Genomic DNA, 25168 nt, shown 5'->3' on the forward strand with positions numbered 1-25168 from the left:
GTCTCCCCTCACCGTCCAATCCCGCGCTTGATGCCGATCGACCAGGATATGCCCTCTCCGCCGACCTGACCGGTGACCAATTGCCCGCGCGCTCGCTCCAGCACCGGACGCCAGGGCACCAGGACGAACTCGTGCGATCGCTCGATGAGGGCGAACCTCCCGCTGTTCAGCGTCAGCATACGCCGGTAGACGCCATCGATCTTGTCGCCAGCCTTGGCATCGACATGTGCAAGGCCGGAGCGCGCGGATATATCCGCCGCGGTCCGCGCCAACTCGCGCGCCTCGAGCGTCTCAAGCATATTCCGCGCGAAACGCATCTGACCACCTTCCTCTCGCGCCAGCCCTTGCTCGATCAGCCACCGCCCCCTTGCTCGCAACGCGGTGTCGACTTCGGCGCCAAAGCCGGTCGACGCGAGCTCATCGCGCTCCTTCCCAACGAGCTTGCGATCAAGCCAGGTCGCGCCGAGTGCCTGCGGCAAATCTTCAAGCCTTTGCCATGACAGCACCGCGACCCGCACCGGATTGCGCGATTGCTGGAGTTTCTCGTATCGAAGCGCCCGGTCCAGATAATCCCGCCCCACGCTCCAGCTGCCATCGGCAAGACGGCTGACCATCCCTTCGCGCCGCATCGCCTCCAGACGACGGACGTGGGCTCCGACAAATTCGTCCGATGCTTGCGGGTCGAATTCCCGATGCAGACGGTCACTGTAGATGTCGCTATGGCCGGCGGCGATCTGTGCAATCGTCCGATCGATCGCCCGCGGTTCAGCAGCGCGCGGCCTGAGTTCCAGAATCGTGTTCCGGACAGGCGGCTCTTCGTTAGCGCCGACGGCGCCAATCTCGGCATAGTGCGTCCGTCCGTCCACTCCATCGATCACGACATAGCGGCGCTCGGTCAGTTCGTCCGCAAACCCCTCGCCAATGACCCGCCCGACCAGGCGATGATCGCTTCGTTCCCGATCGAAGATCGTGTAGTCGCCTGCTGCCCGCGAAATTCCTGCCGCCGCCATCTCGCGGTGCATGGTCTTGATGATGTCGCCTCGTTCCCCCATTCGCCTGAGCCTGGGCTCCAGCTCGGAGTTGATCTGCCACCGGCCGGGCTCGCTCTCCTCGGCCAAGCCCATGCGCTCCAAGGTTCGCAACCGCCCGATCCGCGCCGTTTGCCAGGCAGGCTCCCGTCCAGACAGCGCCCCCAATTCAAGAACTCCGCCCTGAGCATCTCGCAGGATGCTCCGGTCGAGCCGCGTGAGCCGCTCGCCGGTGATTTCCTGCTGAAGCTTACGCGCGACCTCGATCTCGGTTTCAGGGCCGAGCTCTCGCGTGATGAGCTCCACTGCCCGCGACCGAAAGCCATGAGCGATATAGTCGCGTGCGATGACGAGGTCGTTTCCTTCGTCATCCTTGCCGCGGAGGACGATGTGCGTATGGGGATGGCCGGTGTTGAAATGATCGGCAGCAACCCAGTCGAGCCTGGTACCGAGATCCTGCTCCATCTGCTGCATGAGGTCGCGGACGAACGGCTTCAGGTCCGCCAGCTCCGCGCTATCCTCCGGCGCCACGATAAATCGGAACTGGTGGCGATCGCTGGCGCTACGCTCCGCGAAGGTCTTACCATCGGCGTGATCATTGCTGGCGTCGTATAGCTCCCCTGGCTCGCCCTCGCGTGTGACGCCGTCGCGCGGGACGTATCGGAGGTGAGCTCGCACTGCACCGGTGTCGCCTGACTTGATCCGCACGACCCGTGCCTTGACCACGACACGGCGTTGGCCCCGGCTTCGTCCGCGCTCGGCTAACACCGCACCTTGCGCGCGGCCTCGGCCGATGCGGCTGCCGGTAAACGAAGAACTAACCCGCACGCTGGCACCGGCCTTGGTCGCCTCCTGCCGAACGCGCCGAAGATAGCCGGTCGCTCTTCTGGCTTTGCGGTTGCCGATCCGTCCGAGCTTCACATCGAATTCGTCGTCGATTTCTCGCATGGCCTGATCCGGCATTTGAATGAGCCCGCGATATGTGAAGTCGATGAGCGTCCGCCAAGACGCAGACGCAATTGCGCAAGTTCGCCATTGCGTTGGGTCGAGCGTGGTGACAGCCAGGACCTAGGCGGCGCCAAATCTTGGATGTGCAGACAACGGCTTAGGCGCTCTGTAGCGCCAGTGCTTTTATCTTGCCCTCCCGCTTTTTTGCTTCCTAGCGAAAGAGCCGCCGCGACTTGGCGGTTGACTTGCGAAGCCCCACTGTTTCCGCGCGCTCGCGATAGCGATCGTTACCCGAAGGGCCGAGACACCCGTAGGGTGGCTCGGTGAGGAGCGAAGCGACGAGTAGAGCGCGGGCCGAAGGCATCGCCCGTATCTATCAGAACGTTGTTATCGCACTCCTCCACCTTGCCGCGCGAACGAGAGTCCTTCTGTAGCAAAGCCGAAAGTCTTAGCGTCATGATCGCGTTGCAGCGGTTCGAAATACCAGCCGAATGTCCGTCACGAGGCGCCCGCGAACCTGGAAACTGACGACCGATGTCACGAGCTTCCCGATGTACAGCCGCCGGACGCTTACGTCGACTACGGCCCCTCGCCACTCCGGAGTGACAGCGTAATCCGGCCCCTCTTGAAAGGCTCAAGATTGGACAAGCAGCAGCGACAACAGTCGTCTATTGTATCGATATGGCCTAGTCTATAACCGCGACGCGACGGAGCTAAATTGGTGACCCAGTCTTCCCAAAACGAAGCGGATACCGAGCTGCTTGCGGAAGCTCTCGCCGCGCTCGGTGAGTTGCTCTCGCGTGCGCAGGACGCGACCGATGAGTCGTTCGACGACGGCCATTCGGTTGATTCTTGGAAGAGCGAGGAACTCCGTGCCGCGATAGGGCGGGCCGAAGCAATGATCGCGAAAGCCAAGGCGCAAAAAGCCGCTCACCGTGCAAAATGGGAGCACGCCAGGTCGGCCGGTTGCAACTATATACTTGACCCGAGAGCGTCAGGCTCACCAAGATCCGGCGTCACGTACAGCCCTCGCACGCGTGGCTCTACCTATTGGCTCAGAAGTGGATCGGGACTGAGGGCGTGACTGAGGTCATCCGCCTCTCTCGACCGACCTTCGCAACAACGCGTGAAAATCTAACGCGCCCGAACGCAGACTGAGCGAGACAGGACGTCGTCCTGTCTCGCTCAGATGGCGGCGACGCAGCCGAATTCGCCGGGGCGACCGTTAGCGCTTGGGAGCGTAAGGCCCAAACTCAGTGAAAAAATCTGGCTGGATAGGGCGTTCGTCGAACCGAATTCCAGCCAACGCTTTGGCCTCGACCTCGGCAATTATCGCGTCTTGCCGCTCGATTGGAACACCCTTCTCGCTCCACAAAGTGCGCAATTCGGCCTCTGGATCGGATGGCATTCGAAGCTTGTTACGAGGCATGTCTTCGAAGTTGGCGCAGACGATTTCGACATTGGGCGCGATGCCCTTCCACGCGTCACGATAGTAGGCGCAGTCTACGCCGCAGCCCGCTTCAAGGTGAATTCCGGTCTGCTCGGCGAACTTCAGATAGTCTGCGCTCTTGCGTTCGCGGTAGCACTGGACACCGCTATATTGGAACGGCGCTGACGTCTGGGGGATGATGAACGTCCCATAATCCGCGATGTCGGACGCGATATCGATCAGGTGAAATTCAAACGAGCGCCCGGTGTAACGCGGTCCGCCTGCGCTCCTGGCAGTAGCTCCGAACGGGGGATTTGCGATCGCGCAACCGAAATGCCCCAAGCTCCGCAAGTCCAGATCGAAGACGTCGGCGCAAATCCATTTGGCTTCCGGCAGCACCTTGCGACCGACCTCGACATAGGCAGGATTACGCTCGATACAGACGATCTCTTTTTGTGGTTCGTCGCGACCACGCGCGTAGTGTGCCCTCCAATAGACATAGAACGCGAGTGCACCAATACCCGCGCAAAGGTCGACAGTCCGGCCGCCAAAAGCATCGATTGCGAAGTCTCCGGCAAGTCCGCTAGGGGTAAAGAACGCGCCCGCCGCCCCATTGATGTGGCTTGCCCCTTCGTGCCAGTTATCGAGCACGAACGCACGCTCATCATAGGTGAGGACGTCTTTCTTGAGCAGTTCAACGGCCTCAGCATGTGCCTTGGCTTCAGCCTTCGTGAGTTTTGCCATCGTGATGTCTCGCTTCTCGTCCTCGAATGGGCGTTTGATGATCGGCGCGGCGCGCATGGCCTTCGCCATGCCGCCTGCCCGTCGGCGAGACCGGGGTTTCGGGGGGCAAGAGCTTGTTTCGGCGCCAGCGTTAGCGGCGCGAATCCGATGGTGCGCAACGCGGTTGCACCGAGCCAGCGTGAGCTGCGACGTGCGACCGACTTGCTGCACCGGAGGACGAAAGAAGGTCTTGCAGGGGGTGCAGGGGCAGCGCCCCTCAAGTCCCCCGCTGAAGAGAAACGCGCTTCTCGCATTCCATCGACTGGACGCGCTCCCGCGAGTTCAAATCTTCTGATCATAGACGGCATGATCCCACGAAGTCGTCGTGGAGGTTCCGTCAGACACAGTCATGGAAGACCTCGCCCGCTGGCGTCGCGCGCGGTGAGGAGGTCACGGCTCGATGCGAAAAAAAAAGCACGACGGCCGCGCGCCTTGCTTCAGACGCGCGGCCGTCGCTGCCGACCGTTCACATATCCGGATTCCAGGTCCAGAGCGGCTGCGCCACGCCCAGAATATCGCAGCGAAGAACGGGCCCGAAGTAGCGGGAGTCGAAGGAACTCGGATGCGGCTGCAGCAGGAAATATTCCCCCTCGACCAGCCGCATACAGCCCTCCCAGGACGGCAACGGCGCGCCTCTTCTGTCTTTGTTCAGCACCTCGGCAACGACCTTGCCGTTAATGGAAATGGCATCGATCGGCTCCTTGATGCGACAGACTTTGTCGCCGCCGGCGGCTTCGACCCGCTTCAGAAGCGGCACTGGCGTCGGCAGGATCTGGTGAGCCAAAATCAACAGCTCCACCGCGGCGGTCGGCTTGTAGACAGCGAGTTCGCCGCGTTCGGGCAGCCGCTGATCCAGATAGTAGAAGCCTAGCCGCGCACTGCCCGAGGCATTGTAGATGAGGAGCGGCACCGCTGGCGCCGAGGACATCAGAAGCAAGATGACGCTCCCGCACATGGCCGAGAGCGTTGTGGCCTGGCGCCACAGCTTTGTACGATCAATCCGCATCGGAGGTCGATCTCCTCTTGTTGGCCTTCGACCATTCGACAAGGTCTTCGATGTGGTAGCGGACGTCACGCCCATGCTTGCGGTATTCAGGGCCCCTGCCCTGGACCCGCATCTTCTCAAGCGTATTCTTGGTGAGCCGCAGCCAGGCGGCCGCTTCCACGGTGTTGAGGAACGGCTTGTCCGGTTCCCTGTCATCACTCTTTGTCATCCAACTTCCCTTCCCGCACCCCGTACAACCGAAAGGTGCAAGAAGAAGCGTCGTCAGATCAGGTGAGGTTTGGGAAGTGGCGAAGGCTGTGTGGCTCGCTCCGCCATCCCACGCGAGCCAAGCTCGTCAAGCAAGGACGGCACGATCGGCCGCCGCGATTAGGACAGCATTTTCTCAGGCGGCCGGTTGGACGGAAGATTGTTCTAGCCGAGGAGGCTCAGATAGCCGCCTTTCATCAATTCATTGCCCTTTGCGACAAGCCGTCGCACGCGGTCCTTTAGAAACTGACTCGGCCCCTGCCACTCTTCTGCAACCTTGCTCTCGCCGAAGAGACTGATCGCGATCTGGCGATAGGTTTTTCCCATCAGGCTTTCATCGAGCGCTGTCAGTGCCTGCTGCAGACGCTCGTTGCTTGCGCACATTAGAATCTGTCCAAGCTGGGGCGCGGGTTCGGTGAGGCGCCGAAGGCGATTGAGGAGTTCGGCATGATTTGCGATATCACCGAGTGCGGGGCGGAGCGCATGCGGAGCACCTGAGCTGACGGCTTTTTTGGAGCGAAGCGGCCGCGAGGAGCCGGACTTGTCCGGCGGGGAAAAAAGCCGGCGGCGATGGTTTAGCAGGCGGAGCGCTTCCCATAGGTCTCTCTCGCCACGCATGAGGGGATCGGACCCGCTAACAACAAAAGAGGACAAGACCCGGCCGATCGGCCGACAGAAGATGCGACAACAGCTCCAAGGGCCAGCTCAAGACTGTCTCGATCTTGGCCAGAGATTGTCGGATCGATCGGGGCGAGAATGCCAGGACTCATCCCGACTTCCGCGTCTTTATCCGGAGTTTCAAGATCGGCTGGAAGCTGGATTCAAGCGGCGAGAGCAGCGGCAGAGGAGTATGTGAGCCTGTCGCTGGCGGCGCCAGAGTTCAGTCCGCGCAAGCTCTACGCTAATCTCGGCCGCGCCGCCGGCCAGGACGACGACAGCGTGTTCGCTCTGATCTGGAAGCTTGCCAACTGATGTCGACCGCCCCTCGCAAGCGCCACTTGCGGGTGGCCGTTCTCTTGCCCGGCTAGGCGTTCGCCAAGACGAGAAGAGACTCGAACGATCGAACGCGGGCGTTGAACGTCCCGAATGTCAATCTTGCAATTTGGTGTTACACTTTTTCTTGCGCGTGCCGATTCTGAAGGCCCGCGCAATTGATTGGTTCATCTTTCCAAACATTGACGGAGGGCTCATGGCCAAGAAGGCGAAGAAGGCAGCGAAGAAGACCACGGCGAAAAAAGCCAAGAAGAAAAAGAAGTAGGTCTCTCGCTGACCAGCCTCGTTCCTGCCTGGATATCTCTACCGCGCCTTTGACTCTGCGCGAGGTCGATTGAGCCACGTTGGCGGGAACGGGTCGCGCTAATGGCTAAGCCGGATCGGAAGCGCCGCTTCGTGCAACACGGTCCGGCTTTTCATTTTGCCGTCAGGCCTAGGGGGAATGCTGACAGGTCCGATGCGGGTCTGCGAACCCGGAGGGCCCGGGAAGTTTCAATTGATCAATTAAGCGCGCCTACCACACTCGGCACGAGCCGTGTCAGGAGCACCGCGGTGGACGTCAGGGTCGACAGGCACACAGCCGCCTGGGCGAGGCAGATGCGTCTGAGCTTCACCGAATGCGGCTCGGGAAATTCCCTGAACGGGCTTACCATCGTCGGCTCCATGATGCGGGGCAACATTGGCTTGGAGTCGAGCTATAGGATGAGTCGCCGCTGCGCCGTCCGGCTATATTTGCAGGCCCCCAGATTGACTCCGGAGCGACTCGGCACGCGCAAAGCGGGGGCGCGAGGCAAGCCTTCGCGCCCGAATCGAGACCTCTAGCCTCAGGTAAACAAAGCGTTAATACTCTCAGCCGTGCGGGCGATTTCGAAGGCCTTGTTGGGGTCGTAGTGGCTTGGCGGAAACGCCATGTAGCGCGGCACAAAGCCCTCCACGCGCTCTCTTCCCTCGCCGCTTAGGCAGTCGTGGATGATCTTCTTCTGCACCTTGCCTGTCTCCGAGACGTTGGCATCGGCGATCGATTGGCCAGCTAGTTTCGGACAGCAGCGCGTTGATTGCGGTGCGGTCCCTCAGGAGATCGAGGAAGGCGTCGTCCAGCGTCCACCACCGTGCGACGTCGGGCTTGATGACGAGACCCGCCGCCTCGGTCAGCGCCGATCCAGCGGCAAGCGTTTCAGCCATCGCGAGCCCGATGACCCTGAGCACTGCATCGTCGGGCAGCGCCAGCAGCCGGGCGAACAGGCTTGCCCCTGTATGGGCATCGCCATTGCCCCGTGTGAGGGTGCCGTAATAGCTCTTTTCGATCTGGAGCAGGTCGAGCACCGCGTCGCGCTCGGTCGTGAGCGCGGCCTGCGCGGGGCTGCCGGCAAGGCTTTCCGCGGTCGTCTCCTTGTCGGCGCGCTGCGGATCGGGCTTGACGCTCCAGAGCGGAGAGCCGGCGATCATGTGGGAGGCAGCAAGGCGCAGCGCGATGGCCGGATGAGCAAGCAACTCGGCGCGGACGATGGCATGCCGGTGCAGTGCCAGATAGTTCTCGGCGGCCTTGGTCAGCTCGGCCTTTGCGGTGGACGTGCCACGCTCGCCATCTCCTCCCCGGCGATCTTCATCGGCGGTGTGCGCGTTCTCGTAGGCCCGGTAGCCTTGATGGACCTCGACCTCGCCATTGGCTCGGACTTCGATGAAGGCCTCACCGCCCTCTTCCAGCTCGGCCTCGTCATATTGCCATGCCGGGAAGCGCGTTCCCTTGTCGAGCGCGGTGACCGTCCACCCTTGTCCCGCTAGCTGATCCCGCAGACTAGCTATAGCTGCATTCTGCAAGGCCCAGAAGGCGTCGGCATCGGCGAAGTAGCTGACGTCGCCGAAGAGGTCGGCGATCATATCGCCCTTGTAAGCATCGAGTGGAAACCTCGCCACGCTGGTTGCGATCTGGTCGGTGCCGAACAGCCATTGCCTGAGATCACGGCCTCGTGGGGCACCTTCGTCGCTTGCCGGGTCCTTCTCGGCCGCCAATGCTGTGACCCAGTCCTTCTGCTGGCGGCGCGTGGCGGAGGCAAGCAGTTGCAGCTCCTCGGCTTCGATCTCGCCATCGCGGTAGGCGTCCTTGATAGCGCTGTGGAGCGAAGCGAGCGCAAGGCGCTGTTTGACATAGCGTTCGGTCTGACCGAACGTCCGCGCGATCTCGGCGACGCTGCGCCCCTGTTTGAGGAGCTTGGCGAAGGCCTCGTATTCCTCAAGTTCATCCATGCCGGCGCGCGCCACGTTCTCGATCAGGGATGCTTCCATGGCGTCCGCATCGCTGTCGCCAACGGCAACCGCGCAGGGCAGCAAGACCTCGCAGGTCGCGACACCCTGCTCTTCAGCGACCTTACTTGCGGCAAAGTAGCGGCGCCGGCCCGCGACGATTTCGAACGTCTCGCCGTGAGGCCGGACCAGCAAGGGCTGGAGGACGCCGCGGGCGCGGATCGACGGCAGGATATCGGAGACGTCGGGGGCTTTCCGGCTGTGACGGACGTTGACGCTTGCGATCTTGAGATCGCTCAGGGCGATGTTGCGCAGTTCCATTTTGGTTTCCTTTCGTTTGCAGAGACGGGCTCGGCTGGTTGCGTGGGGGCCTCGTCGAGAGCCCGATGTCGAGAGGCGTCGGGTGCGGCCTGCGAGCCACTGGCAGCGGACGCGGCAGAGGACGTTGACCGCAGCTAACCTGCGGCCCTCATCTCGCCGGTGCGCTTTGGCATGCGCTGGTCATCGGGCCGAGAGAGCGGCCTCGTGTTCGTGCTCGGCGACGGAAATGTCGCCCCCGAACGCGAGCAGGAAATCGGCGGCCTTGCTCGCTTTGCTGGCGGTTCTGTGCGTACCAGTCGTCCTGATGGATGCAGTATCGACCGATGGCTGTCGCGATGACGTTGTCGAGCTGCGACAAATAGACGTGGGAGGCTTCACGAGCATCCAGCAGATCCTTGAGGGAAAGCGACGCGTAATCCCGTCGCGGCGGGAATATGGTCTTGCTCCCGTCGGGACGGGCTGTCTGGATCGGCATCACGCCCTTGGGCGCGCGCGTCGCCGGCTTTCTGCTCATGTGATTTCGCTCCGTGGGGCAATGGGCGGCCTAGGGCGCGAGCAATAAAGAATCTTCGCCTGACCGCATGAAATGAGGATTTGGAATAGCGATGTTGCACCGGGGAAATCACAGCCAAACGACAGCAACGCCCCCAAGCGGACGATAAAGCAATGAAAGGTCGCCCAACTCGGTTGCGACGATTTACGCGAGAATTGCTATTTGACCGGCGCTGGCTCTTCCACGGCCATCGTCGGGATTTGCCCGGCTCACTTGTTGGGAAGTGGCGCCAGATTGACCGTAAGGGGTGGGATGTGTGGAAGGCGACGCGAATGGGCCCGCGAATCTGCGATCTGGGCGTATTGCGTGAAAGCGGCCTGTTGGTACATGATTGCAATTTGAGACCGCCCCTTATTTCAATTGATCGACCTCCTCGCCGATCGGGTGGACTGGGAGTGGCCATGACAACATGTCAAACAAGCTATTCTCGCTACACGAGCAAACTAGTGTCATATGACGACCGCGGCAGCCTGGGTCAGAAGTCCTGCAGCAGATGATTGGCGCAGCTTCAAGCACGGGCTCCGCACCAGTATCCTACTAAGCCCCCTCCGTAGGGAGGCGGCGCGCAGGTCGATCAACAATGCTCCGCAGCGGGTCCCGCATGCGACCGGCCAATATTGGATTGGAATAGATTGATGAACATGCGTTCGCGAGCCACCATTAACGGCGCGCTATCGTTTATCGGCCTGTGCTTGCTCGTTGTACTGGTAATTATCTCGCAGCAGGTCTACAGCGATTTTCGGGTCGTCGCCGACGATCAGATCTGCTCTTCGTGCGGGGATATCAAATTTCAAGACGCCATCGACATGGTGAAACAGATCCTCACGCTGTCCACCACAACCGCTATTGCGTTATTCGGCGGGCTCGTTTTCGCCGCGATCAAGACGCCGCAATATGCCAATTCACCGATGCTCTATGCCGTTCAAAGAGCGCTGCACCTCGTCGCGGCCCTGTCGTTGGTTACGACCCTGCACTACTGCTTCGTCTTATCTCACGTCTTGTCGGTTCGTTTCGTTGATAAAATTGCCTTCATCGGCTCGCGCGCATACAACAATCTAGTGGAATGGATCTACTATCCAACGCTGATCGCATTTGTCGCCCTGCTGATTTCAATTTTGCTAATGTCATTCGACGTCGCGCCCGTCGAAACACCAGAATCACCTCTGCAGGATGATAGCATTCATGACTAGGTGCGGGCACGTCGTAGTGATAGCGCTCCTGAGCTTCCAGCCTGGTTTTGCTCTCGGCGAGGCGCTCCCTCACGGTGCGCAGGCTATCTCTTCGGAAGATACTGCAAGTAGCGCCTACATAAACTCCGCTTGGCCGGCAAACGATTTGCAGGCCGTGGTTACGGAATGGAGTGACCATAACCACGCAGCCATTGACGAGGAAGCGCGAGCCATTCTCATTGCTCTGGACTTACAAGCGGAGTACCGAACAATTAGTACCTTAGGCATCTCCAGCGAGACGACGAGAGCGGCCTCGAAGAGAGCTCTCGCTCATTTTCTCAATGACGAAATGAGCTACGACACAGTAACGTCGTTCGAAGCGCTGATCTCGTCTGAATTGGGCCGGAATCCGATCAGCATAGCTCAAGTCAATAGAGTGGGCATTGTTAATTTTCCTTCAGGAACAACATCAGTATTTGTCAGATCGATGGACGGCGGCGTCGAGAAGCAAATAGCAAATGCAACGAAGTTTGTGGCTGCCACGGGCCAGTACAGCTTTAAGCTGACAGTGAATGGTGCACTGTGCGAAAAGGTCCTCAGCATTGGCGCAGGCCAATCCGACACCATGACGTGCCCCTAGACAGTCATTCCCCATATAGAAGCGCCGAAGGAACCCCCTTCTTACTCGGGTCGTATGATATCGTTTCCATGTCGCGCACGTTTCGATCGCTTAGGCACATGTTCGGTGTATAGGTCGCCGACATAAGATCGCCATGCCGCACGGCGACTGTGTGCTCGAAACCGATCCAATGGCCGGTTTCGTGCAACATTACCTTCAGTAGATCGAGTTCGGTTCGTCCGCTTCCAAAGACGACTTCCTTCTGGCCGACGTTCAAGAACTTGAATTCACTTGAGTTGATTTCAACGCTTTTTCCAAACAGCCCGCATGCGATCACTCGATTCCCTATGCACGACATCTTGCCGTCCTCGGACAGTGTAATCTCGTATGAACCCGCGGTAGCATCGGGAGTGCACAACGCCTCGCGCAGGCCCTTCAGGCGCGCATCAACAGTTTCAGCGCCCGCACTGCAGAGTCGAACAAGAGCTGGATCGTCTTTGCCAATCGCTATGTAGTCGCTGGCAATTCGGCCATCGCGGCTCTGACGCCCAAAAAACTCTCCAAAACGTTTCGTCGGCAAGAGCTCATTTAGCGTTGTACCGACTGGATCGCCCATTTTGGGTATCGCGTTCGGATTTTGTAAGAGGTTAGTTGCGGCTCTGAGAGCCAGCACGAAGTTGTCCATTATCCAAATTTGGTCATCGACCGCAAGAATGGCCGCGCTATCTGGCGTGCAGTTGGAGCAGGCGAGATACCAGAGCCTCATGCTCGTCACAACGAAACGAACCAGCTTCTCTTTCAACGAGTCAGGCATTCCTGGAAACGAAACACGTATCAAGCGCGCGCGCCGAAAGAATGTGTCCGGCCGCTGCCGAATAGAACGAGGCGGCGAGGATTGCTCTTCCTGGAAGCGCCGACTCGCGTCGAAGCATACGTAGGGATCGAGCGCAGCATCGATCCTTATGCGGTTGGGGATATTAACGATCGTTCCTGACGGCGGCGGATCGCTTGTGTAGCAAGGATAAGGGTCGAATTGACGTGAGCCGTCAACGGACCATTCAACGATCTGCAGCTCGGTGGAATCAAGATTCCCGGCAATGGACTCTTTGAGGCTCCGTTTCAGCGCGGCAACATCCTCTCCCGACAACAGCGCCAGCTGCTGTCGGGCGGACTCTGGCACGAGGGAGGAAACTCTGCTTGGATCTGCTATTTCTCGATCCAGGGAAGCGATCGCTCTGTATGCGGCGATCGGATTGCCGGGCTTGCAGCCCGGATCCAAAGCTATCGCCGCACGGATATAGTGACCCAGACCATCTTGCGGCGAGCTGTTCCAAGCCTCGAAGAACTTGGCCTGACGGATCAGACCGCGGAATAACTCGAGCGTGTTCAGCTGCGGCGCAATTTTTATGTCGGACCAGACCCCGACGGGTTGCCTATTTTGACCGTTGACGTTCGATGCAGGAAGGCAAAAAATGAAAAGGCAAACGATCTTTAAGCAGATAAGTAATTTGGACATGTTCCACCGAATCCTTCGACATCTGATCATAGGCTGTTCATTGGCAGTCGCATCTCTTCCATCGTTCGCAAATCGGCTCGATGCACAATCTGGACTCTTTAAAGAACCAAACGGAAGCCAAATTCGGACGGCAGAAGGCGGCAATTGGTTGATCGGCAGCTGGCGTCCCTACGGTCCATTTGAATGCGGTCAGCTTTCATTCGAAGTGGCGATGGCCGCTACGAACAGAACTAACGTTGCACAAATATATGACCCGATCAGTGGCCAACACTTCTTGATAAGAGCCTTTGAAATCTCGAACGACGTGATCGAAGCTAAGCCGCTTTTCTTTCCGCCGCTCCCCTATGGGGATTCTATTGTCGCTAGAAGAAATGGTCCAAATCAAATCATCGTCGAAACCAACTTCGGTCCGCTAACGATGGACCGATGCCCCGTGGCAGGTCAAGGACCGGGATAGCCAGCCTCGCCGACGGCGAATCGACGCTCAGTTGGAGACGGGCGCTATCCACATCCCCTACCCGCTGCGCATTGATGGGGTTTAGCGACCCAAGGGGTTGAGAATTTGACAGTTGCTGGCGCCGTGCTTCGATAGCGCCATGACCAAGGCAGAGAACCGAGCGGCCGCGAAGGCCTATCACGAGGAGCGAAAACGCCAACGCGACGAGGAAGCGCGGGCCGCGGATATCGCCGCGGACCTTGGCGAACTCGATCGGCTACGGCGCTATCTCATTTCCGGGCGGAGGGCCCAGGGCGCCGACGCCGAGAAGCTGCGGAGCGCGATCGACGATTATGTTGAACAGCTGACCGGAGACCGGACCGTCCTACACGCCCAGTCCTCAAGCATCGGGACCTAAGAAGTCTGCACAATGACCAGATTGCTGGCGAACTTGATTACATTAGCGACGCTTATTCTCCCCGGCGCGCTGGCGGCCGAGGAAAACATCGTTGGCCGAGCCAGCCTGATCGATGGCGACACGATCGAGATTCACGGCACAAGGATTCGATTGTGGGGCATCGACGCACCAGAGAGCGATCAGCTTTGCCGCGGGGACGACCGCGAGCTTTATCGGTGCGGTCAAAAGGCCGCCGCCGCCTTGGCTGGCCTGTTCTTTGCGATTCAGCGCCCTGTTATCTGCGCACCAAAGGATCGAGACCACTACGATCGCATAGTCGCAGTGTGTAAGATCGGCGACCCGGGACCGGATATCGCGCATTGGATGGTCTCAAACGGGCATGCGCTCGACTAGCCGCAATATTCTTCAGGCCAGTATGCCGATGCCCAGCGTCGGGCCTGAGGGAGCGAGGGCCGGCGTATGGGCTGGAAGCTTCGTCGAGCCGTGGCGGTACCGCGCCTGTACCCGAGCCGGTGAGCGGCCGTCGGAGTGCTCGGACAAGACGCCTTTTCGATGATGAGCAAGGACTGGGGCGGCCATGAGCCTCGCGCGCAAGTACCCTGCCCTGCCTACACATTCGCATCACTCCGAAAACGCGACCACCCACGCTTGCCGACGATAGATTTTTCTTGATCTCCCGGTGCACACGTCGTGCACACGCCGCCCTCTAACCGCTTGAAAAACCTGAGCTCTCGCTCCAATCCATCATTGGACGACCCGCAGCGCCGGGCTAAGGCATTGATTTTGGTGGGCGCACCAGGGCTCGAACCTGGGACCCGCTGAATAAGTGTTAGGTGCTGCAATAATCGATTGTGCGCAGCTCTCCCCTAATTCGAGGCCTCTCTGACATTTAGGTACCGATTGGCCCCGCGACGCCCCTTACAAGCCCCCATCACCTCTCGGAAATGGATGCAATTCGTCCTTTTTGCACGCCACAGCTACCCGGCAGCTATGCTTAAGCTTTAGATATCTTTGTTCCTGGAGAAGCCTGCGCTTCTATTGCCTCAGCGGATCACGGTTCGGGCGCAGACATGGGCGGGAAGGCTCCGATCGAGGCATTAGGGCCGCCAGATGGTGGCAAGAAGCTGCACGCTATGAAGCGGCCACGCAAAAACCGTGGCATGCCGCCGCCCGCGACGTTCGATATCGATACGCTGCCCGATAGCTCCAATTTGACGGCATTAGAGACGGCCGCGGTCATCCGGCGCACGCCTGGCGCGCTGGAGCAGTGGCGGCGCGATCCGAACCACCCGCTGAAATGGCGCTACGTCGATGGCCGGCCACTCTATCGTGTCGACGCGGTGCGCGACTACCTGGCCAAGTGCGACAAGATCACTAAGGCGCCTCAGCCGCATAATGCTCACGGAGACGGCCGAGGAGCTCTGCCTTGATCGGGTCAAGTGGATTCGTCCGCTGAAGGCGCACGATTTTGCCGACCCGTTTCGCGCCGACCAGCTCCGCAATGTAGTCGTGAGCAGCTTCAAAGGCCATCTTGCGGATGATCCACTGTTCATCGTGATTGTAGACCTGATCGATTCCGCTAGGCTGTTGCCCAACACATAAACGCTGGATTTCGTTGTCGTAGCCACAGCGTGACATGATGGTACGCAAGCTGCGCCTTAAGTCGTGCATGGTGAACTTGGCGACGCTCGCTTCCTTGACCAGGCGGTTGACCATCTTAGTGAAACCGGACATCTGGCCGCCGGTCTTCGGCGACGGGAAGACATAGTCGGAGGTTGCCCGCTGGAAATGTTTCGCGGCCGTGAGCACCTCGTCAACCAGGTGAGTGCGCGGCACATCGTGGTGCAGTCCCATCTTGGTCCACGCCGCGTCGAAGGTGATCCGGTCGTCCATGATGTGCTTTCGCCACTCGATCATGGTAGGCTCGCTGCGGCGCGGGCCGCCCAGCAGGCACATGCGTGCCAGGAGACCGAAAGCCCCGAGCTTGCCTGATGCATCCCAGACCTTGATGATTTCCTCATCGGTCAGAGCGCGCCCCTTCGTTCGGCGTCCGACCCTTTGCGCCCGGGTTTCCTTGGGCGCGCGATAGCCGGCGAGCACGTTGTGCTCGACATAGCCCTCGCCGACACACCATTCGAGAAAGGTATGCACGTGCTTGCGCAAGTCCTTGGCTGCACCGCGCTTGCCAGTCTTGGCAATCTTGTCCACCGCAGCCATGATCTGCCGTCGCGTTAGGTCCCCCACGCCGGTCTCGGCGTGATCCTTGAGCCCGCGCCGCAGCGCCGACATTGCTGGCTTCCAGTTGACGACTTGACGTTCGGTCAAGGACATCTGGTAGGGACCATCTTCAACAATGAGGGCCGCGAGCGTGGTGCGCTGCTTCTCGGCTGCTTGTTGCTGCCTCGCCTCGCGCTTCGAGTCGTTCGGGTCCAAGCCCTTGACAACCTCGCCTGCGGCGATGGTGGCGGCCTTGCGCGCGGCCTTCTCACTATATTTGGGCCACGCGCCGAGGGTCTTGCGCTGGGTCCCCCTCACCCCCGGCTTGGTGAAGAGGTAGACCCAGGTCCGGCCGCCGGTAGCGCGCATGCGCAAGGCCAAGCCGGGCAGCTTGTCGTCGTGGAGATAATGCTGCGATTTACCGGGCGGCAGCGTTGCGTTGCGGATCACCGTATCAGTGAGTGTCAGCTGGTTGGCCGGCTCCGTCATGATTCATTTCCTCTCTCTGTGCCCGTTGCGCCCCGCAAGAAGGCGGTCAGCCCTCGAACAGAATCGGGCCTCAGACCTTCTCCTTGTTGTGTGCCCGCGCAGGGAGGATCCACAGACCCAAACAGAACCGGGTCTCAGACCTCCCCGGTTTTTTGTGCCCCAAGGGAAAATCCAGGGCGGGCACAACGGGGGCATACGAAATGTAGGAAGGTCACCTATGGGCTCTTATGGCCACATATGGCCGTAACCACAATCAATTAAAGGAGTTTCTACATTCTAACTATGGCTGAATTTGGTTGGCTAGGGTTTACAGATTGTGGTTCACACGGGAGAGGTCCAAGGTTCGATCCCTTGTGCGCCCACCATTAGCGAATTAATCCCCTAAACGTGTGCCCCCGGCCAATGGCCGCGTGCGAACTCTGCGGGCCATCATCTACATACATACCGTTATTCTTGTGACGTCTTTGTCAGAGCAAGTTGATTTTGGTCATTCGATCATCCGAGGAAGCATCGGTACCGCGGCAAGCAGCCGCTTCGTGTAATCATTCTGTGGCCTGGCATAAATGGCTTCCGCCGCGCCTTCCTCTACGATCCGCCCACGGTGCATGATCGCCACGCGATCGCAAAGATGCCGGACAACCGACAGATCGTGGCTGATGAAGATGAGGGACAGATCGAGCTCGGATCGCAGGCGGATGAGCAGATTGATGATCTGCGCCTGGATGGAGACATCGAGCGAGGCGACCGGTTCGTCGCAAACGACGATGTCTGGCTGCATCGCAAGCGCTCGCGCAATGGCGATGCGCTGCCGTTGACCGCCGGAAAACTGGTGAGGAAAGCGGTTGGCATAAGCCGGATCGAGGCCCACAGCCGCGAGCCATTGCCTGACGTAGTCTGCGGCCTCGCCGCGGCTGATCAGGCGGTGCGCCAGCGGTCCTTCGGACAGGGTTTCTCCGATACGCATGCGGCCATTCAGCGAGGCGAAAGGATCCTGAAAGATGGTCTGTACGCGCGTGGTGATCTTGCGTGGCATCGTGCCGGAGCTCATCACCGGCTGACCGGCGAGCCGCACGCTACCTGATGTCGGTGCCATGATGCCGGCTGCCATCCGCCCGAGCGTGGATTTTCCCGATCCCGATTCGCCCACAAGGCCGAGAACTTCCCCCCTGTTCAAGACGATGTCGACACCATCGACGGCATTAGGCGTCGATGGTGGATTCGAGCCGGCGAGCCGAAACTGCAGTCTTGCGAACAGGTTTGCCGGCTTTGCGAATGTCTTGATCGCATCGCTTATGACGAGATAGGGACTGCCGAGCGCGAGGACTTCGCCGGAGGCCACCTTTCGCGCCGGCGGCGCTGCATCGGGAACGCCGGCGCGGCGCGTCAGCAGCTGACCGGGGCTGGCCCTCGAGGGCAAAGCATTCAGCAGGGTCTTGGTATAGTCGTGCTGTGGCTTGGTCAGGACAGCAAGTGCGGGTCCGCTTTCGACGATATGGCCTGACCGCATCACCGCGACGCGATCAGCGATGGAGGCGACAGTTGCGAGATCATGGCTGATCCATATCAGCGCCGTGCCCAGATCGGAGACCTGCGCCTTCATCTCGCTCAGGATTTCAGCCTGAATCGAAACATCGAGTGCCGTCGTGGGTTCGTCGCAGATGACGAGCTTCGGCCGATGCAGAAGCGCGATCGCGATCGCGACCCGCTGCCGCATGCCGCCGGAAAACTGGTGGGGAAAGAAATCGACCTTTTGCTCGGGTTGCCTGATGCGCATCCGGGCCAAGGCGACGATCGCCCTTTCGCGGGCTTCCTTTGGGCCGATCCGTTCATGGGCTTCCAGCCCGAGCCTGATCTGCGTGCCGATGCTCAACACCGGATTGAGCGCCACCATGGGATCCTGGAAGACCATGGAAATGGTCTTGCCCCGGATTCTCCGCAGCTCTTCCTGCGGCAGGCCGATCAATTCGCGACCTTCGAGCTTGATCGACCCTTCCACGATGCGGCCAGGTTCATCGATCAGCCCAATGATCGAAAAGCCGGTCGCCGACTTGCCGGAACCGGATTCCCCGACAATGCCAAGCACTTCGCCCGGCGAGACCGAGAAGGACACGCCGTCCACCGCCCTCACCTCGCCCCGGTTACCCCGAAACCAGGTCTTCAGATTGCTGACGTCAAGCAGCGGGCGCCTCGTCTCGTCGAATGGCGGGGCGATCATCGGCGGAGCCTCGGATTGAGCTGGTCGCGGATCTGATCGCCGACCAGATTGAGCGACACGATGAACAGGATCAGCGCCAGACCGGGGTAGATCGAGATCCAGTAGCGTCCGGAAAGCAGATATTGGAAGCCGTTGGCGATCAACATGCCAAGCGACGGCTCCGACGGCGGAAGACCGACACCGAGGAAGGAGAGCGTTGCTTCGAGAGAGATGGCGCTGGCAATCTGCACTGTCGCCACGACGATCAGCGGCGGCAGCGAATTCGGCAATATATGTTTGAAAACGACGCGCCAAGGCGATAGCGGGATCGAAAGCGCAGCCTCGATATAGTCCTTCTGCCGTTCCGCGACGGCCGTGCCATGGGCGGTACGGGCGAAATAAGCATATTGCGCAAAGATCAGAGCCAGGATCAGTTGGTAGCGTCCCTGGCCGAGCAGCGCGGCGATCACGAAAGCGAGCAGGATTGCCGGAAAGGAAAGCTGCAAATCGACAAGCCGCATCACGACGCTCTCCACTCTCCCGCCGACATAGGCCGCCGTGCAGCCAACCAGCGCACCGAGCGCAAAGGCAACAGCGCCGGCGATCACACCCATTTGCAGCGAAATGCGAAGGCCGTAGATGATTGCCGACAGAAGATCGCGACCTTGCGAATCCGTACCGAGCCAATGCGTATAACCGGCGCTTCCGACATAGCCTGGCGCCCGCCGCGCATCGCGCAGCACCAGATGGGCGAGATCATAGGGATCCTGCGGTGTCACCAACGGGGCGACGACAGCCAGGACGACGATCAAGACGACGACGATTGCTGCGCCGGCGGCGAGCTTGTTTTTCCTGAAGTCGTCGAGAAAGCGGGAAAAAGGAGTGTTGCTCATCATGCCCGCCCTTTCCGAAGACGCGGATCGAGCAAGGCATAAGTGAGATCGACCACAAGATTGATGAAGATGAACAGCAGGGCAATCAACATGAGATAGGCAACCATGACAGGCCGGTCGAGCGAGGTGATGCTGTCGATGATGAGCTTACCGAGCCCGGGCCAAGAGAAGATCGTTTCGGTCACTACGGCGAAAGCGAGAGTGGAGCCGAGCTCTAGACCGAAGACCGTGACAAGTGGAATGGAGATCAGCCTCAGAACGTGGCGGCGCAGGATGATGAATTCCGAAATGCCGGCGGCACGCGCGAATTTCACCGTATCGCTCAGCATCAGTTCGCGCGTGCCCGCGCGGGCAAGACGGATCATCAGCGAGAACTTGACAAGTGCCAGATTGAGAGCAGGCAGGACAAGATGCGAAAGGCCGTCGGTGGTCAGGAAACTGAACTCTGCGCCAAACAGGCTGACGGTCTCGCCGCGGCCGCCGGCCGGCATGCAGCCACACTGGACCGCGAAGAGCATGATCAACATCAGGCCGAACCAGAATGTCGGAACGGAGAAGCCGAGGATCGACAAGGCCATGATCGCGCGCGAGACAAAACTATGCGGCCGATAGCCCGCATACATGCCGATCGGCACTCCGGCGAGGCTGGCAAACAGCACGGCGGCCAAGGTCAGTTCCAGGGTCGCAGGCAGACGCGAGAGGATGAGCTCGCTGACCGGCATGTTGTAAACGAAGGACCGGCCGAAATCGCTATGGGCCAGGCGGCCGAGAAAACGCAGATATTGCTGCCACAGCGGCTGATCGAGACCGTATTGGGCGATGACGGCGGCGCGGATGTCCTGCGTCGCATCAGGCGAGATCAACACATCCACCGGATTGCCCACGGCATAGACGCCGCAGAAAACCAGCGCCGACATGGCAACGACCACGATACAGGCCTGCCAGGCTCTTTGGAGGATGAAGCCAAACATATCTGTCCATTCTTCGGCTTTCGCCTACATCCGGCGATCCGGACGCTTCGTTCGCTCAGTGCCAATCGCTTTCCAACAAATCTCTCGTCTCGGCGACCGCAACCGACCAGATTGCATGCATGTCCTCATCCGCTCGCTGATAGAGGCCATGGAAATTGCCGTCGCCCAGCAATTCGCGCTTTTTCGCCGCGCCGACACGCGCAAGAGCGGCAAAATCGATCTGCGCCTTGGCCGATTGCGGCTGAGCGGGATCGTTGGTGCGCGTCCAGGGAAAGTTTTCCATCCAGGAGGCATGCGATGCCGCGGGATCGAGCTCCATCACCTTGGCCCAGGTGCGCGGCGCGCGCCACCAGTCATGGAATTTGACCGAAGCGTCGGGATGGAGGTTCAGCCATTCAGAAATGACCGTAGCGGCCGGCGCATTGCCGCCATGGCCGTTGACCACAAGGATGCGGCGAAAGCCCGACCGATAAAGACTGTCCAGGAGATCACGGATGACGCCGAGATAGGTCGAAAGCGAGAGGCTGAGCGTACCGGGAAAGGCTTCGAAGGAGGATGCCAGACCATAAGCCAGCACCGGAAAGACCGGAATGCCGAGACCGGCTGCTGCATCGACCGCGACTTTTTCGGCAAGAACCATGTCCGTGGCGAGACTGAGATAGGCATGTTGCTCGACGCTGCCGATCGGAAGGATGCAGCGATCGTCTTTTTTGACCTGCTGCTCGAGCTGCAGCCAATTCATGTCCTGAACCCTCAAACAGTCCTCCTGTTCTAAAGCTGCCTCAATCAGCGCAACGATTTTGCGCGATACCGTCGAGGCATAGCATTCTCATGCTCGGATCGACCGCTTCAACTTCTGAAAACGTTCCAAAAGGGACAAAAAAAAGGAGTTGACGGCTAAATAATCCATAGTCAAGTTCCATACGGGACTAATTGAATTATGCCGTGAAAGACCCTAGGCGAGACTTCGGTGTCGGATTTTGCTTTGGAAGAGCTATTGCGAGAAGGGGGAAAGCGCGCCGCGGGCGATCAGCCGGTGGAAGATCTGGTGGCGATCAAGCTATGGCAAAATCCGTGCTGGCTGTCGTTTCGCATCAACTTCCTGGCTCTCCAGTTCAATGAGCCGATCTACCGGCTCCTGGAGAGGGAGCATGGCGTGAGCCGGCCGGAAGTGGTGGTCATCTACGCGCTCGGCCTCTCTGACGGTCTGACGGCAAGCGCGATTTGCAGCTCCTCCGGCTTTCCCAAGAATACGATCAGCCGCGCGATCCAGCGCCTGATCGATAAGAACATCGTTCGCCGTGAAGTCGATCCGGCGGACTTAAGAAGCTTCGTCCTTTACATCACCGACGAAGGCAAAAGCATCGTCGATCAAGCCATGCAGCCTATGATCGAAAGGGAAAGAGTCATGATGTCGGGACTCACCCCGGCGGAACGGCTCATGCTTTCCGAGCTGCTGGCGAAGGTTGTCGTGGATTCCCCCAATTGGCCCCCAATCCTTACCGAGGAGCATGAAGAGTGAGGTTGTTTCAAAGTGCACGCATCGTTGCGCTTGCACCGATATTGCTGAGCACAGTTTCCGGTCTTGCCACGGCAGCCGACCTGACGATCGGTGTGCGCGCCGGGCCGCTGTCCATCGACCCCGACTTCACCTCGGCCGGCACCCATGCCGAGGCGATGAAACACATCTATGACACGCTGATAAAATCGGGCAACAAACTCGAACTGCAGCCGGGACTTGCGACGAACTGGACGCCGATCGACGATGCGACCTGGGAGTTCAAGCTGCGTGAGGGCGTCAAGTTTCACGATGGCTCCGATTTCACCGCAGACGACGTCAAGTTCTCGATCGAACGCATTTCGCATGTCGCGGGTCCCAATCCGACAACGATCTATGTCCGCCGTGTAAAGAGCGTCGAAGTCGTCGATGCCCATACGGTCCGCGTCAAGACTGAAGGCCCGGCACCGACCTTGCCCAATGATTTCGTTCGCCTGTTCATCGTCTCGCATGTCGCTGCCAAGGATTATTCCGACACGCCGGAAAAGGCGGCGGAGGGTTTTAATTCCGGCAAGGCGGCCATCGGCACCGGGCCTTACAAATTCGTATCTTGGACCCCCAAGGAGCAATTAGTGCTGCAGCGCTTCGACGGCTACTGGGGCGTAAAGGAACCTTGGGACAAGGTCGTTCGCAAGGAGATCCCCAACGATGCCGCTCGCGTCGCGCAGCTCAAGGCCGGCCAGGTCGATTTGATCGCCCGCATTCCGGCCTCCGACGTGCCGACACTGGAAACCGATTCGAAGCTGAGAATCGTACGGGAAAACAGCGTCTATTCCTTCAATGTCTCGTTCGACTTCCGCGACAAGCCGCCGCAGATCAAGGCAAAGGACGGCTCCGCCCTTGCGAAGAATCCCTTCCAGGATCCGCGCGTCCGCGAAGCCTTCGATCTGGCGATCGATCGCGAGACGATCGCCGACGTTGCGATGGAAGGCATGGGCACGCCGCAGTCTCAATTGGTGACGCCGAACATCTTCGGCTATAACACCAATCTCAAGACCACGGTCGCCGACCCGAAGCGGGCAAAGAAGCTTCTCGCCGAAGCCGGCTATCCCGATGGTTTCAAGGTCGTTCTCACCTTTACCAACGACCGCCTGCCGGGCGACAAGGAGGCAGGCACCGCCATCGCCCAGATGCTGACCGCCATCGGCATCGACGTGCAGGTGAATGCACAGCCGGGCGCGGTGTTCTTCCCGGCGAATACCCGCGGCGACTATTCGCTGACGATGTCGGGTTGGGGAACGCTGACAGGCGAATCCAACTATACTCTGTCCTCGCTCGTGCATTCGAATGCGCCGGACAAGAAGCTCGGCGCGTACAACGTCCGCAACTATGCCAATCCTCAGCTCGACGCACTGATTGAAAGCGCGAGCGTCGAAATGAACGGCGAAAAGCGCAGGAAAGATCTGGAAGATGCAAATGCGTTGGTCGCGAGCGATCGGCCGAACCTTGCCATAGCTTCGGTCGTTTCGGCTTGGGGCATGAAGAAGGGGTTGAACATCACGCCGCGCTCGGACGAAGATACGCTCGCCACGGATATTCGGCCTGCCGAATGAGCACTCAGAACAAAGGCTGGGTTCAGGCCCAGCTTTCCCGACACATGGCGACCATGCTGATCCGTGGCCGACATCGGCCTCTGGTTTAAGGCACCTTCATGCTTCCCCTCTCCAAAGCGGCGTAGTCGGCAGCCCCGAAGACCAACAGGTGTCGATCGATTGGGGGGCTCAAATGCAGGACGCCGAATAAATTATGATTATATGAGATAACAATGTTTGCTCTGACCTAATCAAGCGATTACGGTCCTCATCCCTTTTTTAGTAATGAGTTCGGGGCCTGCCCATGACTGGTTTCCAAGCCAAGCTGGAACGCTTTGAAAGCCTTGCTGACGAATGCGACTTGATTGCCAAGCGAGCGGATGGAGGCAAGCGCGAGCTATACATCCGGATGGGCGAGCACTATCGCGGCCTGGCAAATGATATGCGCGCCCTCATTGCGTCGTTCGACGTCGCCGCCTGATCGCCGCGCCCCGGGCACGACGGCGCGCCGTCACCCAATCCGCAGACTTTCCGCAGACATTTTGCCCGAGCGCCCAGCCTTCAGCTCGTAGCTGATGCGCGCGCCCTCGGCCAAGCCCGTATAGCCGGCTTTCTCGACGGCGCTGATGTGGACGAACACATCTGAGCTACCGTCATCAGGTTGAATGAAGCCATAGCCCTTGGTCGCGTTGAACCACTTCACTTTACCCATTGCCAATGTCGTATTCTCCGAATCACCAAAGTATCTCTCAAAGGCTAGCCTAACCGCGGACGCCTGACTGTTCGCTTCCCGACGCAGGAGCGGCACCGACGCTCGGCCGAGAGCGGCCTACCCACCACTCTGGCCGTAGGAACGTTCCGGCCCGCCGCGAGTCACCTACAGGCGCAATCGATCCTGTCTTGCCTTGCGGGTCGACCAATGGACAGAGCGGCCACTTACGCCATCTCGGCCCTCCTCTTGGGAGGCGGTATCTGGATCTTTGTCGCGGGCCTGTCCTCCACCTCACCCACCCTGTGGACTGTCGTCGCGCTAGACCATATCTTGATTGGTCTCATAAGCGCCGTCGGCCCCAGCTAAGGATTTTAGTGAGGCTCAAGGATGCTCGACAAAGCGCTGCAGCTTCAGCTCCCTCATTGGCTGATGATCGCCGGCATGTTCCTGGTGATCATCGGGACGCTCGGTATGCTCTTTGCGCGTCGACGGGAGCCGTCTGCCGAGCGGTCAGTCGATACCGATAACTAGCCTTCCCGGCATCCGGTTGCGCTCACCCTCATGACTGCTGGGGAAAATCTGCACTAGGTCAGCCTTTCTGCATTTTCCGAATCGGCAACCCGTGCTCGCTCTCCCCTCGTAGTTTCAAATTATGGGGTGCGCACGCGTGAGCCATTTCGTCTCGATGCTTCTGCTTGCCATCGCCCTCACCCTGACCTTGTGTTACGGGGTGGCAGCTTGGCGCCTTTCGGCCAGCAGGGATGCCGACATAACTGCAACGATCCCACATCAGGAATACGGCTGGAGGTTGAGGCCGAGCAACTGAACGCCCTTGCCTCGCCGGTTTCGCAAAAATACGGGCCGAGCCGTGCCTGTGGAGCGCTTCCACGCGCGCC

The 25168-nt window shown here is 59.7% G+C and carries 27 protein-coding genes; 12 read left to right on the plus strand and 15 right to left on the minus strand.

Annotation, left to right across the window (positions count from 1 at the left end; all coding sequences use genetic code 11):
• Window positions 1–8: 8 nt before the first annotated feature.
• The 5 genes from rlxS to SO139_RS12370 form a co-directional block, all read right to left on the minus strand.
• Window positions 9–1991 (minus strand): relaxase/mobilization nuclease RlxS, encoded by a 1983-nt coding sequence (gene rlxS, locus SO139_RS12350; protein WP_498540118.1) that lies wholly within the window; start codon window positions 1989–1991, stop codon window positions 9–11.
• 1210 nt (window positions 1992–3201) lie between these two features.
• A complete protein-coding gene (locus SO139_RS12355) occupies window positions 3202–4218 on the minus strand; it encodes a class I SAM-dependent methyltransferase (protein WP_498540119.1) in 1017 nt (338 codons plus the stop codon).
• Between the two features lie 436 nt (window positions 4219–4654).
• Window positions 4655–5116, minus strand: coding sequence for a S26 family signal peptidase (locus SO139_RS12360; RefSeq protein WP_498540145.1), 462 nt, complete (start codon window positions 5114–5116; stop codon window positions 4655–4657).
• Between the two features lie 67 nt (window positions 5117–5183).
• Complete coding sequence (locus tag SO139_RS12365; protein WP_498540120.1) at window positions 5184–5402, minus strand: helix-turn-helix domain-containing protein; 219 nt, start codon at window positions 5400–5402, stop codon at window positions 5184–5186.
• 203 nt (window positions 5403–5605) lie between these two features.
• Window positions 5606–6058: a DUF2285 domain-containing protein gene (locus SO139_RS12370; protein ID WP_498540121.1), complete on the minus strand. Its 453-nt coding sequence runs from the start codon at window positions 6056–6058 to the stop codon at window positions 5606–5608.
• Window positions 6059–6292: 234 nt separating this feature from the next.
• On the opposite strand from SO139_RS12370, the gene SO139_RS12375 reads away from it, so the two are divergent.
• Window positions 6293–6412, plus strand: a complete 120-nt coding sequence (locus tag SO139_RS12375) for a hypothetical protein (RefSeq protein ID WP_498540122.1) — start codon at window positions 6293–6295, stop codon at window positions 6410–6412.
• On the plus strand, window positions 6402–6698 hold the full coding sequence (locus SO139_RS12380; protein WP_498540123.1) for a hypothetical protein: 297 nt from the start codon (window positions 6402–6404) through the stop codon (window positions 6696–6698). Before SO139_RS12375 ends, SO139_RS12380 begins: the two co-directional genes overlap by 11 nt.
• Window positions 6699–6933: 235 nt before the next feature.
• Here the strand turns inward: SO139_RS12380 and SO139_RS12385 are convergent, their stop codons facing one another.
• The 3 genes from SO139_RS12385 to SO139_RS12395 form a co-directional block, all read right to left on the minus strand.
• Window positions 6934–7086, minus strand: a complete 153-nt coding sequence (locus tag SO139_RS12385; protein ID WP_498540124.1) for a hypothetical protein — start codon at window positions 7084–7086, stop codon at window positions 6934–6936.
• A gap of 196 nt (window positions 7087–7282) precedes the next feature.
• Window positions 7283–8995, minus strand: a complete 1713-nt coding sequence (locus SO139_RS12390; protein ID WP_498540125.1) for a ParB/RepB/Spo0J family partition protein — start codon at window positions 8993–8995, stop codon at window positions 7283–7285.
• 148 nt (window positions 8996–9143) lie between these two features.
• Window positions 9144–9509, minus strand: coding sequence for a hypothetical protein (locus SO139_RS12395; RefSeq protein ID WP_498540126.1), 366 nt, complete (start codon window positions 9507–9509; stop codon window positions 9144–9146).
• Window positions 9510–10183: 674 nt separating this feature from the next.
• Here SO139_RS12395 and SO139_RS12400 point away from each other — a divergent pair.
• Window positions 10184–10738 (plus strand): hypothetical protein, encoded by a 555-nt coding sequence (locus tag SO139_RS12400; protein ID WP_498540127.1) that lies wholly within the window; start codon window positions 10184–10186, stop codon window positions 10736–10738.
• Window positions 10739–10754: 16 nt separating this feature from the next.
• Window positions 10755–11357 carry a hypothetical protein gene (locus SO139_RS12405; RefSeq protein WP_498540128.1) on the plus strand — a complete coding sequence of 201 codons (603 nt, stop codon included), beginning with the start codon at window positions 10755–10757 and terminating at the stop codon, window positions 11355–11357.
• Between the two features lie 4 nt (window positions 11358–11361).
• On the opposite strand, the gene SO139_RS12410 is transcribed toward SO139_RS12405, so the two are convergent.
• Entirely contained in the window at window positions 11362–12852 is a 1491-nt protein-coding gene (locus SO139_RS12410; RefSeq protein WP_498540129.1) for a hypothetical protein, read from the minus strand.
• On the opposite strand from SO139_RS12410, the gene SO139_RS12415 reads away from it, so the two are divergent.
• The 4 genes from SO139_RS12415 (at window position 12809) to SO139_RS12430 (ending at window position 15136) form a co-directional block, all read left to right on the plus strand.
• On the plus strand, window positions 12809–13309 hold the full coding sequence (locus SO139_RS12415) for a hypothetical protein (RefSeq protein ID WP_498540130.1): 501 nt from the start codon (window positions 12809–12811) through the stop codon (window positions 13307–13309). The genes SO139_RS12410 and SO139_RS12415 overlap by 44 nt on opposite strands.
• Window positions 13310–13448: 139 nt before the next feature.
• Window positions 13449–13706, plus strand: coding sequence for a hypothetical protein (locus tag SO139_RS12420; RefSeq protein WP_498540131.1), 258 nt, complete (start codon window positions 13449–13451; stop codon window positions 13704–13706).
• Between the two features lie 12 nt (window positions 13707–13718).
• On the plus strand, window positions 13719–14099 hold the full coding sequence (locus SO139_RS12425; protein WP_498540132.1) for a thermonuclease family protein: 381 nt from the start codon (window positions 13719–13721) through the stop codon (window positions 14097–14099).
• A 677-nt stretch (window positions 14100–14776) separates the two neighbouring features.
• A complete protein-coding gene (locus SO139_RS12430; RefSeq protein ID WP_498540133.1) occupies window positions 14777–15136 on the plus strand; it encodes a hypothetical protein in 360 nt (119 codons plus the stop codon).
• Here the strand turns inward: SO139_RS12430 and SO139_RS12435 are convergent.
• From SO139_RS12435 to SO139_RS12455, 5 genes are all read right to left on the minus strand, one after another.
• Window positions 15081–16412, minus strand: coding sequence for a tyrosine-type recombinase/integrase (locus SO139_RS12435; RefSeq protein WP_498540134.1), 1332 nt, complete (start codon window positions 16410–16412; stop codon window positions 15081–15083). The genes SO139_RS12430 and SO139_RS12435 overlap by 56 nt on opposite strands.
• Window positions 16413–16899: 487 nt before the next feature.
• Window positions 16900–18627, minus strand: coding sequence for a dipeptide ABC transporter ATP-binding protein (locus SO139_RS12440; RefSeq protein ID WP_474801913.1), 1728 nt, complete (start codon window positions 18625–18627; stop codon window positions 16900–16902).
• Entirely contained in the window at window positions 18624–19499 is an 876-nt protein-coding gene (locus SO139_RS12445; protein WP_449380993.1) for an ABC transporter permease, read from the minus strand. Before SO139_RS12445 ends, SO139_RS12440 begins: the two co-directional genes overlap by 4 nt.
• Entirely contained in the window at window positions 19499–20470 is a 972-nt protein-coding gene (locus SO139_RS12450) for an ABC transporter permease (RefSeq protein WP_474801907.1), read from the minus strand. Before SO139_RS12450 ends, SO139_RS12445 begins: the two co-directional genes overlap by 1 nt.
• Window positions 20471–20525: 55 nt before the next feature.
• On the minus strand, window positions 20526–21212 hold the full coding sequence (locus SO139_RS12455) for a creatininase family protein (protein ID WP_449380960.1): 687 nt from the start codon (window positions 21210–21212) through the stop codon (window positions 20526–20528).
• Between the two features lie 228 nt (window positions 21213–21440).
• Between SO139_RS12455 and SO139_RS12460 the strand changes: the two genes are divergently transcribed.
• The 3 genes from SO139_RS12460 (at window position 21441) to SO139_RS12470 (ending at window position 24041) form a co-directional block, all read left to right on the plus strand.
• Window positions 21441–21992, plus strand: a complete 552-nt coding sequence (locus SO139_RS12460) for a MarR family winged helix-turn-helix transcriptional regulator (protein ID WP_449380959.1) — start codon at window positions 21441–21443, stop codon at window positions 21990–21992.
• The gene (locus SO139_RS12465; RefSeq protein WP_498540135.1) at window positions 21989–23581 is read left to right on the plus strand and encodes an ABC transporter substrate-binding protein; all 1593 of its coding nucleotides are present in this window, start codon (window positions 21989–21991) and stop codon (window positions 23579–23581) included. Before SO139_RS12460 ends, SO139_RS12465 begins: the two co-directional genes overlap by 4 nt.
• Window positions 23582–23864: 283 nt before the next feature.
• Entirely contained in the window at window positions 23865–24041 is a 177-nt protein-coding gene (locus tag SO139_RS12470) for a hypothetical protein (protein ID WP_449380957.1), read from the plus strand.
• A 30-nt stretch (window positions 24042–24071) separates the two neighbouring features.
• Here SO139_RS12470 and SO139_RS12475 read toward each other — a convergent pair whose 3' ends face one another.
• Window positions 24072–24278 carry a cold-shock protein gene (locus tag SO139_RS12475; protein WP_449380956.1) on the minus strand — a complete coding sequence of 69 codons (207 nt, stop codon included), beginning with the start codon at window positions 24276–24278 and terminating at the stop codon, window positions 24072–24074.
• 381 nt (window positions 24279–24659) lie between these two features.
• Here SO139_RS12475 and SO139_RS12480 point away from each other — a divergent pair, with 381 nt between their 5' ends.
• A complete protein-coding gene (locus SO139_RS12480; protein WP_449380955.1) occupies window positions 24660–24803 on the plus strand; it encodes an LPXTG cell wall anchor domain-containing protein in 144 nt (47 codons plus the stop codon).
• Window positions 24804–25168 lie beyond the last annotated feature (365 nt).

Source organism: Bradyrhizobium sp. UFLA05-89 (assembly GCF_059803475.1).